An 11,315-nucleotide genomic window follows, 5' to 3' on the forward strand; every position below is an offset into this window, starting at 1 on the left:
TGTATTATGCATATTTCGAAACTAAATCTCCACAATTACAAGATTTTTTCTGATACCGAAATCTTGTTTGATTCCCATCTTACTGTTCTTGCAGGTAAAAATGGCATTGGTAAGTCCACTATTCTAGGTGCATTGGCTAAACTTCTTTCGTGGCCATCTCGTAGAATAGGGAATATAAAAGCTAATGGGATTGCTATTGACAAGTATAGCGATATTTCTTATGGAAAAAATGAATCTCGAATATCGCTTGTTGTTGAAAATGGAAATGAATCTTTTTCGTGGAGTCTTGTAGCAACATCAAAGGGTAAACTTGAACAAGGCCGTTCTGATTTGAGTGAAGTTAATGAATGGGCTTTTCGAATACAGCAAGCTCTTTCTGAAAATGAAAGTGCTGTTTGTGTACCCCTTTTTGTTTTTTATCCAGTTGACCGAGCGATTATTGATATTCCCTTACGCATAAAGGGGGCTCATCTATTTCAAGGAATCAATGCTCTTGATGATAATATGTTAAGCCAGTCTCGATTTAGGGTGTTTTTTGAATGGTTCCGAAATCAAGAAGATCTTGAAAATGAAAAACGTATTATTAATCCGTCATATAGAGATAAGTCTCTTGAGGCTGTTCGCAAAGCCTTATCAATCCTTTTGCCTGAATATTCCAATTTAACCGTTCGTCGGTCCCCTTTGCGAATGGAAATGAAAAAAAATGGACAAACAGTAAGGGTGGAAGGACTATCTGATGGGGAAAAATGTCTTATTGCTCTTGTCGGTGATTTAGCCCGTAGGCTTTCTATGGCTAATGCTTGTTTGGAAGACCCGCTCAAAGGTCTTGGAATTGTTTTAATTGATGAAATTGATTTGCATCTTCATCCTGCATGGCAACGAAATGTTGTAAAAAAATTGACCGAGGCCTTCCCTAATTGCCAGTTTATAATGTCTACGCATTCTCCGCAGATTTTGGGTGATGTTCCTGCAGGTAATATTCTTTTGCTTGAACACACGAATAATGGGATAGAAATTCGTCATCCTTTGAGAAGTCTTGGACTTTCCTCAAACGAAGCCATCGATGAATTGATGGGCGATTCAAGTGGTTTAATGCTTAGTCAAAATGAAGATGTCAATCGAGACTTGCAAGAAATATATCGCCTTATTGATGAGGAAAGATATGATGCTGCCAGTCGGGCTATTGAGATGTTGCAGAGACGAGTGTCGGAAATTCCATCTGTGATTGAGGCTCGAACCTACCTTGAAAGTGTGAGGTAGTTATATGGTTCCAATAAACAAAGGTTTTGAACCACGAGAACTGGTTTCATATAGAGCGACTCCGGGGGCTTCTTATGATGGAATGCCTAGCGATTGTAAAGATAGTGTAAAAGAATCTTTGCTGCATGAGCAGGGATTTGTTTGCGCTTATTGTATGAGTGTGATTAATGTTGACAACTCGACTATTGAACATTGGGATGCTCAGACTAATCAACATGGCAATGATTTAAGTTATGGTAATATGCTTGCGGTTTGTCGTAAGGAAGGTTTGCCTAAAACAAAACAGACATGTGATGTTGCCAAAAATGGATTCCCATTGAAATATAATCCAGCATGTCATATGGATGCTGTGAGAATGGCAATATATTACAATTTGCATGACGGCACTATTTGTTCAAGAGATGATGAATTTAACAAGCAATTAAATGAGGTCTTGAACTTGAATGTGAGTATTCTAAAGTCAAATCGTTTGGCTGTATTAAAAGCTGCTATGAAAGCACTTGCAAGAAATACTCCTGCCCAATTGATTGAAAAGTATCGACCAGATACATCCGTTAATCCACATTTTATAGAATATTGTGGTATTGCTTTTCATTATCTTTCTAAAAGAGTTGCTAGGTAAGCCACTAGCCCTATTCCGCAGTCAGGTCTTCGCGCAGTACGAGTTTTTCGTTTTTCCAGGTTTCCAGGCCGTTCTGCAGTAGCAGTTTGCCTGTGGCCCGCATCAGCCGGACATCGATGATTCGGAGAGTCCGCATGTTTTCGAGCTGTCGGCGCTCCGCTTCGCGCAGGTCCTCTTCCATCTCGAAAATTTCGCGGTAGTTGCTCTTGCCCATGGTGAGCTTCTTGAATTCCTCTTCGAGTTCCTTCTGGTGGTATTCCACCGCAATCTGCCCGTAGCGCCACTGTTCGCGGATTTCTTGCGCCCTGTTCTGCAGAATCCTGTATTCCTCAAAGATTTGCGCCTGCAACAGCATGAGTCTTGTACGGGCGGCCCTCACGCTGTATTTCTGGGCCGATATGCGGTGCCGCTCGGCAACGCCGCCGAACAGCGGTATGTTTATCTCTATGCCGCCCGCAAGCACGGTCTGGCGCTTGCCCTCGGTCTTGAAGTTCCTCACGGCCTCGCGGGCCTTGTCGTTACGGCTGCGGATTCCGTAGTTGCCGATAAGGTCCACGGTAGGGAGCCAGTCGGCCCGCCTTGCAGAAAGTTCCGATTCGCGGAGCATGACCTCGGCCCCTTGCGATAGGTAGCCCGGATGCATGAGCGACATGGAATCCAGGAATGTGAGCGAATCCAGCCTTGCCGCCGAATCGGGGGCAAGGTCCGGGCGCATGGCGATGGGGCGGGGGTCGTGGATGTATTCGCCGGACGACAGCGTGAGCAACAGCGTAAGCCTTGCGCCGCGCAGCTTGTCGAGTGCGTCGAGCCTTGCCGACTCGCGGTCGGAATACTCCGCCACGGCCTTGCTATAGTCAAGGGGCGAAAGCAGACCCTGCTTGAGCCGCTTGCCCGCATCTTCCACGATGTCCTTTGCCACGCGGGCCGATTCCGTCGCCGAGGCCAGGAACCGGTCGGCGTAGTAGTAGTTCCAGTAGGCGTCGCAGAATTTTTCCAAGACATCGTTCAGGGCGTCGCGGTATTTCTGGTAGGCGAGTTCCCTGCGGAGCCTTGCCTGTTCCAGCTCGTTCGTGGCCGAGAAGAACAGCGGGCCGTCCTTGAGGAGGTGCTGGCGCAGCTCCCCGCCAAAATAGAGTTCCGAGGTGTAGTCGCTGTGCGTGTAGGTGGCCTGGTTGAACCCCACATTGTATTCGGTGCCGGTGGGGAGCGCCCCCTGTACGCCTATCTTGTATTCTTCCTTGGTTTCCGTAAACAGTGCGCCGGGCCGTTCGGCGGTCTCCTTGAACGCGCGGCCCACGAGCCTTGGCTCGAACTTGCCGTAGGCTCCCGTGGCCGCTTCGGATTCCGAGAGCCATGCGAACTTCGCTTCCGTCACGTCGGCGTTGTTGGTGAGCACGGCCTGCAGGGCCGTCCCGAAATCCAGGTACAGCGAGTCGCCCTTTTCTTCGGCGGCAAGGGCGGCAACTACAGCCAGGGTGGCGATGATGTTTACGGCGCGGAAACTCATTTAAGCAGGATTTTCCCCGTGACTCCCGGTTCTACGGCCAGGTCCGTGTTGTCGAATATGACCTTCACGGTGCGCAGCATGCTGGACTTGTCCACCACGGGCGATACGAACTCGATTTTGCCCTTCTTGCGGCGCACCTGCTTGCGCCCGTCGAGCGAAAGGCTTACCTGTTGGCCGGGTTTTAGCTTGCCCGACCTGTTCGCCACCACATAGGCGACCATGCGGCAGGTGCGCACATCAGCGATTTCGATGACGGGTTCCAGGCCCTCGACGCTTTCGCCCTTGTTCTTGGATATGGAAACGATTTCGCCGTCGAAGGGGGCGGTGAGAACGCGCTTTTCGAGTTCTGCCCCGGCGACATCGTGTTCGAGCTTCGCGCGTTCCCTTTCAACCTCGGCCGATGTGAGTTCGGCTGCGGCCACGTCGTGGTTCATCTGCTTTTCCCAGACCTGTTCCGCGCTTACGGAGTTGCTGTTCTCGAAAAGGTTGCGGGTTGCGTCCAGGTCTTTCTTGTAGGCCTGGAGTTTTGCCCTGGCCGAAAGCACCGCCGAGGAGTCGTTCGCGGTGATACCCGTGATGCGGACGCGCAGCCGTTCCTCGCGGTTCACGAGGTTCATGAGCGTGTCGCCCTTGCGCACGAACGCGCCTTCCTTGACCCAGATGCTGTCAATCTTCCCGGACACGGTGAACCCGACGCGGGCCTGGTTGATGGGTTCCGTGACACCGTCGAACCCCTGCTGCGCAAGTGCAGATGCCGCGAGGGCGAGGGCTGTAAATAGGGCCTTGCCGAGCATCAGTCTGCCGCCGCGCTAGAGGAACTGGATGACGAACTAGACGCAACCGACGAACTGGACGCTGCCGACGAACTTGAAGCCTCGGAAGAGCTGGATGCCTCGGACGAACTGGACACGGGTGCCTTGGAAAGCTCGGTGAGCACCGTCAGCCCCTGCAAGTAGAGCCCGTTCTTCGCATGGGCGGTGATGTTCATGCCCACGGTGTCGCCCGCCGCAAGGGAGTCGTCGAACGTTTCGAACATCTTGACGAACAGCGTGTCGGCCTTGATCCAGGCGTCGGCATTGGGGGACTCGTTGTCGGCGTAGATGGACTTCTTGACCTTTGCCGCCTTGCTCCATTGGACCGTGGCGAGCGAGTCGGAGAACTTGACCCAGAGCGTGTCGTTTACCGAGAAAGTCGCCTTGTAGCGGCTGCTTGCCGCCCAGGCGTTGCTCGTGACGGCATAAAGTCCTCGGTTCGTGGTAAAGGCTGCGTCGCCCGAAAGGTCTACGGTCAGCCTTTCGCCTTTCTTGGTGTAGCCCACGATGCTCACGGAGTAGGACTTTTCGGCGGCAAGCGGGGCCGTGTGCCGCAGGTACAGCGTGTCGCCCTTGATTTCGGGCGTGATGACTGTCGCGGAATCGCCCGCGAGGCTCACGGAAATGTTCTCCTTGCTGAGCGGCTCGCTGAACACATAGTAGGGCGTGATGAGCGGCGAGAGGTTCTTGTAGCCCATGCGGTTCTTGTCCATTACGTTTGAAGATACGATGACGGGGGCGCTCTCCTTGAGGGTGTCGCGGACGAGGAAGATTCTGCCCATGTCATGCACGGCGTCGGAACGCAGGCGGGGGAGCGCCGTGTTCGAAAAGCGGTAGGTCTTGCCCTTGTAGGTGAAGGGTTCTGCCGAGAGCGTGAGGCCGGAATCGGCGGGGAGCTTTTCGAAGGAGAACCTGCCGAGCGAATCCGTCGCGGCGGAGAACGTTTCGGGGGCGATGTTCACGAAGGCCGTGTCCTGGTGCGCGAGGCGCAGCTTTACCTTGGGGGCTGGCGACTTTACGCCCGTGGCTTCTTCTTGCACATAGAGTTCGCCGGAAACTCCCGCGTTCAGCGGCGAAAGCCGCACGACGCGCGACCCGCTCGCCACCACGCCCTCCATGTAGCTCGATTCGCCCGTGGATGCCACCGTGATAATTTTGGGGGCGTAGTAAAGCGTGTCCTTCTTGTCAACCGTGTAGTGGCTGAAGGTGAAGGTGTGCTGGCCGTAGGGCAGCCCGTCTATGAAGAACGCCCCCGACTCGTCGGTATAGGCGGTCTTCTGCTTGCCGGAACCGTCCATGTAGTCTATGGAGGCCCCTTCGAGGCCAAGCCCGGTGGAGCCGCTTACGACACTGCCCGAGAATGTCCACTTGGAGTATTCGTCGTCCTCGGAATCGGACACGGAACAGCCCGAAACGAGAGCCGCCACGGCAAGCGCCGTGACAAAGGATGTACAAAGTTTAACTAGGTTCATAAAACCCCTTGATATGCCTCGGAAATCTAGTAAAAGCCCCTTCATTTTACTAAATATCCAAAAGACATTAACCTTAAAAACAAAGGAATTGCAAAATGGCAGAAAACAAGCAGCCGCAAATCGAATGGAACGACAAGGATATGCGCACCACCTACGTGAACGCGACCAACGTAGTGGCCGGGCGCGAAGAGGTGATGATGATTCTCGGCGTGAATCGCGCATGGCAGATGAACCAGGAAAAGGTCGATGTCGCCATCTCCGACCGAATCGTGATGAACCCCTACACGGCAAAGCGCCTCGCCATTATGCTCAGTGCCACCGTGCGCGCCTACGAAAAGAAGTATGGCCCGCTCGACATCGGCGTGAACACCGCCCCGGCGGCAGCCCCTGCCGCCCCCGCGGCCGCCAAGGCGACCGGCAAGTCGGCCAAGTAACGCCCGCCCCGACCGCCCCCCAAGGTCCAATCTCTTTGGGGGAGGGGGAGGAGGGAAAAGTTTTCTTTAGGTAAGAGGATTTTATGCCTGTAAAAATCTTTATAAGTCATTCTAGTGCAGATAAACCTGTAATTGAGGCTTTGCAGAGAGTGCTTCAGTTGGCGTGTAACCTGAAACAACAAGATTTCTTTTGTACGAGTATTTCTGGAATGGGATGCTCTGGGGGTGATTTTTTTAATGAAACAATCAGAAAATCTCTACAAGAAGCTTCTGTCGTTGTTGCTTATCTTTCTAAAAACTATAAACAATCGGAATTTTGTTGTGCAGAATTAGGCGCAACATGGATTTCTAGAGAAAGTAAACTTTTTGTACCTCTGTTAGATTCTGAGTTGGACTACAATGTTTTTGGTGGTGTTCTAAACGGAACGCATTTGTATAAAATAAATGATAGAGCGAATTTACTTTCTACGGTGCAGTCAATCATAAAAACATGTCGGTCCAGATCCGATTTGCCTTATCTATCAGATCAGATAGATCATTTTATTAAAGAATATCCAGCGCTAAAAACAAAAGTTCCAAATCCTTTTATTTGTACTGAAGAACAATACAATGCTTTGGTGAATGCGCGTGATTCTTTAAGGACGACAAACGCAGAATTAAATGCGACTATAGAGCTTAAAGAAAAAGAGATTGCTCGCTTAAAAGAATTAAAAGATGCTGAAGAGGTCAGGAATCTTGAACTAGAAAATAATAGAGACTCTTTGCAGGCCTTTAAGGATGCCGCACATGAGGTGTATTTGAAGGGAAAAGAAATGAATAGTTATGTTCGCAAGTTCATTATTTATGATTATTTCGGCTTGACTGTTAGAGATTGTGATGATGAGGTTTATAGGGAATATGTTAAGGCGAAGGATGCTGGTTATTTAAGGGAACCATTTGACGGCGATTTTCGCGTCAATGAAGAAAATAGGCATGTAAGAAAAATTCATTCTGCTCTAGCGCAATTTAAGGACTTTGCCGAATCTCTAGATGACGAAGCTGCTCGTGTTGTTGAAGACGAATATGATGCTGACTTTAATTTGAATAATACAGAATTTATTGATAAGGTTTTATGCTAGACGACAGGTTTTGGTTATGACCGAAGAAGAAATTGATGCTATTTGGCAAAAAGGCCGAATTGTGCCTGACTATGACCCTTCCAAGTTCAGGAAGGATGCCTGCGGCGCATGGATTGCCCGTGATAAATATGGCGATGCAGATGCCGATTTTGGCTGGGAAGTTGACCATATTTATCCGCAAGCTTTAGGTGGTGGCGACGATGATGTAAACAAAAGACCTCTTCATTGCAAAAATAATCGAAGCAAGGGCGATGACTATCCTTCTTATAAGTCTGCAGTGACCGCTCGTGGAAATAAAAATGTTGAGCTTGAACGAATTCTTGTCGTGAATAAGAATAAAATGGAACTCTTGAACTCTAAGTATGGAGCGCCCAATGCTTGAAAAAATGACAGTAAAAGGCTTGTTGCATCAGTTCAATTATGAACTGGACTTTACCAATGAAAACGGACCTGCTGTAAAGTATATTACGGGACCGAATGGATTTGGTAAAACGACAATTTTGAAACTGTTGGTCGCTCTGTATGGTGCCGATTGGAAGACTATGGCGGCTTTGCCGTTTAAGTCTTTTGATTGTGTAATAGATGGCAAAAGCCTAAGCATAACAAAAGATGAATGTCAGATTGTACAAAATGATGATTCCGATGAACAGGATGACCTTGATGTTCGTTTAGACATTTTGTTTGAAGGACAAAAGCCATTGCAGATTTCTGTAAAGGGGCGTGATGGTAAGTTTTACACACCGAAAAAGAGCGGGGACCACTCTGTCGAGATGATACTCTCGCAAAAGAAAATCTTGTACATTCCGGAAACGCGAGTCATTGAAAAAAATCTTCCTAAAAGGAACCGAAAAACTCCTGTAAAAACTTGTAATGATTCTTTCATTAAGTATCTGTCGATTCTTTCTGATAAAATAGAAGATTTTCTAAAGAGCAAACTCAAAAATGAATTCCCGGTGAATGGACCCATCGAAGGTTTGAAATTCCCTTTGATTGATAAAATGCTCAGTTTCGGATTAAATCCCGAATTCTTGACCGATGTAAAAAAGTATGGTTTAGTTGTTGAAAGAATTTTGGAAGAAAACGGCTCTGTTCAGCATGAAATTGATAAAATCGAAAAGTTTGTGGAACTTGTAAATCGATATGAGTTTATCAACAAGAAAATCTCAATATCCGAGAAAGATGGTTTCCGGTTTAAGCTGACGGACAAATACAATACGATTGTCGATTTGGATGATTTGTCGTCTGGCGAACGGCAGTATTTGATGCTTGTTTATAAAATGCTGTTTGAATCTAGCGAACATACTTTAGTTCTTGTCGATGAACCCGAAAATTCCATGCATATGTCATGGATTCTTGAGTTTCCCAAAGTCATTAAGGAACTTTGTAAGTGGAGCGATTTGCAATTCATTGTCTGCACCCATAATTCCAACATCTTTGAACAAAGATGGGATATGTCGCAGGACTTGTTTGAAAAGAGTCAACCAAGGAAGGCGGAATGATTCAGGCTCCATTGCAAGAGGTGACGGAAGCAAACCGTCCTGGCGACACCTTAGGTGCGATTCACCAAAGTATCAATTCGCATATGCGGGCGATGTGGGTTATTGTTGAAGATGAACCTGATGTTTTGGTTTATAGCAAATTCTTTTCAACAGACCGCTTAAATGTTCGGTCATCATCGATAAAAAAAAGAAAAAGCTGTAAGAATGTTGAAAAAATCGTAGATACTATACTACACGAGAATTACGACAAAATTATAGGAATTAGAGACAGAGATTCTATTGACTTCTTGCCTGCTTATACGTTAAAAAAGAATGTATTCTTGACAGATCAGCGTGATATTGAAATGCAAATGCTCAAGACCAATGGTGTTGTTTTGTTACTTAAACAAAAAGATTCTGGTATTGAACAGAAAATTGAAAACGTCAAGCCGCTTGCTAGAGCTATAGGATGTTATCGAATCTTTAATGACATTAAAGAGTTTGGTTATTCATTCAACAAGAAATTAAAAATAGGTCGTTTTAGAGACGATAAAGCCCATGTTCTTAAACAGGGCGCTTTAGTAGAGCTAGATAGTTCCTTTTTTGAAGGAAGAACGGAGCAAGATAGGAACGATTTTGATAATCTTAAAGATGTTTGTGATTTAAAAGATTTCGCGTTGGTTTGTAATGGGCATGATTTTCTTGCTTTATTAGATTGCTTAGCGACTATTCCTCATTTGAAGGAATTTTTGCCTCAATGCTACGACATTGAGTCTTTTAAACAGTCTGCCCTTTATTCTGATTTAAAAGACTGGGCCGATCGTAATAATGTTTCACTATTTGAGGGAACATAAAAGTTTTGGTAAGAATGAAAGAGAACAAAGAAAATCCCTTTATAATCGAGTCGCTGGAACGGCGACAGATGATGGATGGCGCACCGGGCGACATCGTGCTGCCGGGCGGCATTGAACAGCCCGAAGCCGTTATCGAGGCCCCGGCGGTGATTGGCGAGATAGAACAGCCCGTCAATGTGACCCCGAACGACGCTGACTTCTTGACCAGGGCGAGCATCAAGCAGCTTGCCAACACGGAATTTGTCCGTAACCCCGAGACTGGGCTTTATGTGGCAGAAGATTCCGGCGAAATAGTCAAGTCCGTAAACAGGGACTTGATAATAAACCCACAGAAAAATCTTGAAATACAACAGTCCGCACCACTGAGCGCTGCGGATATTCAAGCCCTGCTCTCCATAGACCCGGACAACTTGGGCGGCAAGGGCAACACGAAAGTTTAATAATAGGAGTATGAAATGAAAACGATTAAGAAAATTGGCTTGGTGAGCGCTGTTGCTTTTGCAATGCTTGCGTTCTCGGCTTGTGACGATGACAGCTCTAGTCCTGTAAAGCCTGAACCGGAAGTTTCTAGCGAAGCGGACGATGTCGAATCATCTTCGAGCGTCGAAGGCAAAAGCGAAGAAAAGGGATCCAGTGCGAAGGATGCTGAGTCCTCCTCTAGCGTAAAGGACAATGCTTTGTCTTCTGGCACGAAGTCGAACAGTTCTCTTGCATCGTCATCCTCGGCTGTGCCCGAGAATCCAGAGTCCTCATCCAGTGCGAAGTCAAGTAGCAACTCTGCGAAGTCTTCTTCATCGAGCGTGAAATCAAGCAGTTCTTTTACCTCGTCATCCTCGACGAAACCAGAGAATCCTGCGTCCTCTTCCAGCGCAAAGTCCAGCAGTTCCTCGATACCCGTGTCTAGTAGCGAATATATTCCCTATAATCATGCAGGGCCTCTTTTGGCAGATAGTTTGAATAGCAACGCTTATCAGAAGTTTTCTGATAAGCGTAATGGACGTAGTTACTACTATTTGACGATTAACGGCAAGGATGGCGCATCTGTTACGGTGATGGCCGAAAATTTGAATATAGGTGAAATGGTAAATGGTGATAAGGACCAGACCAACGACTCCAAGATTGAACGCTATTGCTATGATAATGATACCACCAAGTGCGATAAGTATGGAGGCCTTTACCAGTGGGCGGAGATGATGAACCTTCCGTTCGAATGCAATAGTAAGAGCTGTGCCGACTCCATTAAGCCGAATCATCAGGGAATTTGCCCCGACGGCTGGCGTCTGCTCACTTACGACGACCTCGTTGTCATTCTCAATGCTGATGGAAATGAAGATGGAATAAAAGGGGCTCGTGCTCAGGGTTTTGGCGGCTACAACACCACTGGGTATAGCCTTTTGGGTGCGGGGTATAGAAAGAATGATGGATCTTTTAAAGATATAGATGACGGGACCTATTGGATGTATCCCTTAGAACATGAAACTAATGTTACAAGGGTAAGGTCGAGCTATACGTCTATCCATCAAACAGCTTTTGCTGGCTTGGGTGTAAATGATAAGTCATATGGAGTCTCCGTCCGTTGTGTTAAGTCAAAATAAAATTTATAAGTAAGATTACAAAATGAACATGAAAAAAATAAAGAAATCCGTCAAGAAGTCCACCAAGAACAACTACCGTATTGAGGCTCTTGAACCTCGCCTGATGATGAGCGCCGACCCAGTCATTGATGTGGACGATCTCAGTAACCTTTCTACGCAATTC

Annotated in this window: 12 protein-coding genes and 1 pseudogene; 10 read left to right on the top strand and 3 right to left on the bottom strand. The window is 47.5% G+C overall.

Annotated elements, in window-relative coordinates; all coding sequences use genetic code 11:
• Positions 1-6 precede the first annotated feature (6 nt).
• Both B2952_RS04755 and B2952_RS04760 read left to right on the top strand, forming a co-directional pair.
• Complete coding sequence (locus tag B2952_RS04755; protein WP_290735773.1) at positions 7-1,260, top strand: AAA family ATPase; 1,254 nt, start codon at positions 7-9, stop codon at positions 1,258-1,260.
• A gap of 4 nt (positions 1,261-1,264) precedes the next feature.
• The gene (locus B2952_RS04760) at positions 1,265-1,882 is read left to right on the top strand and encodes a hypothetical protein (RefSeq protein WP_290735776.1); all 618 of its coding nucleotides are present in this window, start codon (positions 1,265-1,267) and stop codon (positions 1,880-1,882) included.
• Between the two features lie 10 nt (positions 1,883-1,892).
• On the opposite strand, the gene B2952_RS04765 is transcribed toward B2952_RS04760, so the two are convergent.
• From B2952_RS04765 to B2952_RS04775, 3 genes are read right to left on the bottom strand one after another with little or no spacing between them, the layout of a single operon-like run.
• The gene (locus B2952_RS04765; protein WP_290735779.1) at positions 1,893-3,389 is read right to left on the bottom strand and encodes a TolC family protein; all 1,497 of its coding nucleotides are present in this window, start codon (positions 3,387-3,389) and stop codon (positions 1,893-1,895) included.
• Positions 3,386-4,183, bottom strand: coding sequence for an efflux RND transporter periplasmic adaptor subunit (locus B2952_RS04770; RefSeq protein ID WP_290735782.1), 798 nt, complete (start codon positions 4,181-4,183; stop codon positions 3,386-3,388). Before B2952_RS04770 ends, B2952_RS04765 begins: the two co-directional genes overlap by 4 nt.
• A complete protein-coding gene (locus B2952_RS04775) occupies positions 4,183-5,673 on the bottom strand; it encodes a hypothetical protein (protein ID WP_290735785.1) in 1,491 nt (496 codons plus the stop codon). The genes B2952_RS04770 and B2952_RS04775 overlap by 1 nt, the downstream gene beginning before the upstream one ends.
• A 95-nt stretch (positions 5,674-5,768) precedes the next feature.
• Here B2952_RS04775 and B2952_RS04780 point away from each other — a divergent pair, with 95 nt between their 5' ends.
• The 8 genes and pseudogenes from B2952_RS04780 to B2952_RS14195 form a co-directional block, all read left to right on the top strand.
• The gene (locus B2952_RS04780; RefSeq protein WP_095879132.1) at positions 5,769-6,107 is read left to right on the top strand and encodes a DUF3467 domain-containing protein; all 339 of its coding nucleotides are present in this window, start codon (positions 5,769-5,771) and stop codon (positions 6,105-6,107) included.
• An 83-nt stretch (positions 6,108-6,190) separates the two neighbouring features.
• On the top strand, positions 6,191-7,225 hold the full coding sequence (locus B2952_RS04785; RefSeq protein WP_290735800.1) for a toll/interleukin-1 receptor domain-containing protein: 1,035 nt from the start codon (positions 6,191-6,193) through the stop codon (positions 7,223-7,225).
• Positions 7,226-7,241: 16 nt separating this feature from the next.
• Positions 7,242-7,607 (top strand): HNH endonuclease, encoded by a 366-nt coding sequence (locus tag B2952_RS04790; RefSeq protein ID WP_073231070.1) that lies wholly within the window; start codon positions 7,242-7,244, stop codon positions 7,605-7,607.
• Positions 7,600-8,724 (top strand): AAA family ATPase, encoded by a 1,125-nt coding sequence (locus tag B2952_RS04795; protein WP_290735804.1) that lies wholly within the window; start codon positions 7,600-7,602, stop codon positions 8,722-8,724. The genes B2952_RS04790 and B2952_RS04795 overlap by 8 nt, the downstream gene beginning before the upstream one ends.
• Positions 8,721-9,557 carry a hypothetical protein gene (locus tag B2952_RS04800; RefSeq protein WP_290735806.1) on the top strand — a complete coding sequence of 279 codons (837 nt, stop codon included), beginning with the start codon at positions 8,721-8,723 and terminating at the stop codon, positions 9,555-9,557. The genes B2952_RS04795 and B2952_RS04800 overlap by 4 nt, the downstream gene beginning before the upstream one ends.
• A 14-nt stretch (positions 9,558-9,571) precedes the next feature.
• Positions 9,572-9,997 carry a hypothetical protein gene (locus B2952_RS04805; RefSeq protein ID WP_290735807.1) on the top strand — a complete coding sequence of 142 codons (426 nt, stop codon included), beginning with the start codon at positions 9,572-9,574 and terminating at the stop codon, positions 9,995-9,997.
• A 42-nt stretch (positions 9,998-10,039) separates the two neighbouring features.
• The gene (locus B2952_RS04810; protein ID WP_290781511.1) at positions 10,040-11,152 is read left to right on the top strand and encodes an FISUMP domain-containing protein; all 1,113 of its coding nucleotides are present in this window, start codon (positions 10,040-10,042) and stop codon (positions 11,150-11,152) included.
• Positions 11,153-11,180: 28 nt separating this feature from the next.
• Positions 11,181-11,276 (top strand): annotated as a pseudogene (locus B2952_RS14195) (LEPR-XLL domain-containing protein); the annotation flags it as partial.
• Positions 11,277-11,315: the final 39 nt, after the last annotated feature.

Source organism: Fibrobacter sp. UBA7003 (assembly GCA_002449765.1).
GTDB lineage: Bacteria > Fibrobacterota > Fibrobacteria > Fibrobacterales > Fibrobacteraceae > Fibrobacter.

What these genes read in the sequence shown, in the direction of transcription:
- B2952_RS04755 (WP_290735773.1), top strand. Translation starts at nt 7, where the DNA reads ATGCATATTTCGAAACTAAATCTCCACAATTACAAGATTTTTTCTGAT.
- B2952_RS04760 (WP_290735776.1), top strand. Translation starts at nt 1,265, where the DNA reads ATGGTTCCAATAAACAAAGGTTTTGAACCACGAGAACTGGTTTCATAT.
- B2952_RS04765 (WP_290735779.1), bottom strand. Translation starts at nt 3,389, where the DNA reads ATGAGTTTCCGCGCCGTAAACATCATCGCCACCCTGGCTGTAGTTGCC.
- B2952_RS04770 (WP_290735782.1), bottom strand. Translation starts at nt 4,183, where the DNA reads ATGCTCGGCAAGGCCCTATTTACAGCCCTCGCCCTCGCGGCATCTGCA.
- B2952_RS04775 (WP_290735785.1), bottom strand. Translation starts at nt 5,673, where the DNA reads ATGAACCTAGTTAAACTTTGTACATCCTTTGTCACGGCGCTTGCCGTG.
- B2952_RS04780 (WP_095879132.1), top strand. Translation starts at nt 5,769, where the DNA reads ATGGCAGAAAACAAGCAGCCGCAAATCGAATGGAACGACAAGGATATG.
- B2952_RS04785 (WP_290735800.1), top strand. Translation starts at nt 6,191, where the DNA reads ATGCCTGTAAAAATCTTTATAAGTCATTCTAGTGCAGATAAACCTGTA.
- B2952_RS04790 (WP_073231070.1), top strand. Translation starts at nt 7,242, where the DNA reads ATGACCGAAGAAGAAATTGATGCTATTTGGCAAAAAGGCCGAATTGTG.
- B2952_RS04795 (WP_290735804.1), top strand. Translation starts at nt 7,600, where the DNA reads ATGCTTGAAAAAATGACAGTAAAAGGCTTGTTGCATCAGTTCAATTAT.
- B2952_RS04800 (WP_290735806.1), top strand. Translation starts at nt 8,721, where the DNA reads ATGATTCAGGCTCCATTGCAAGAGGTGACGGAAGCAAACCGTCCTGGC.
- B2952_RS04805 (WP_290735807.1), top strand. Translation starts at nt 9,572, where the DNA reads ATGAAAGAGAACAAAGAAAATCCCTTTATAATCGAGTCGCTGGAACGG.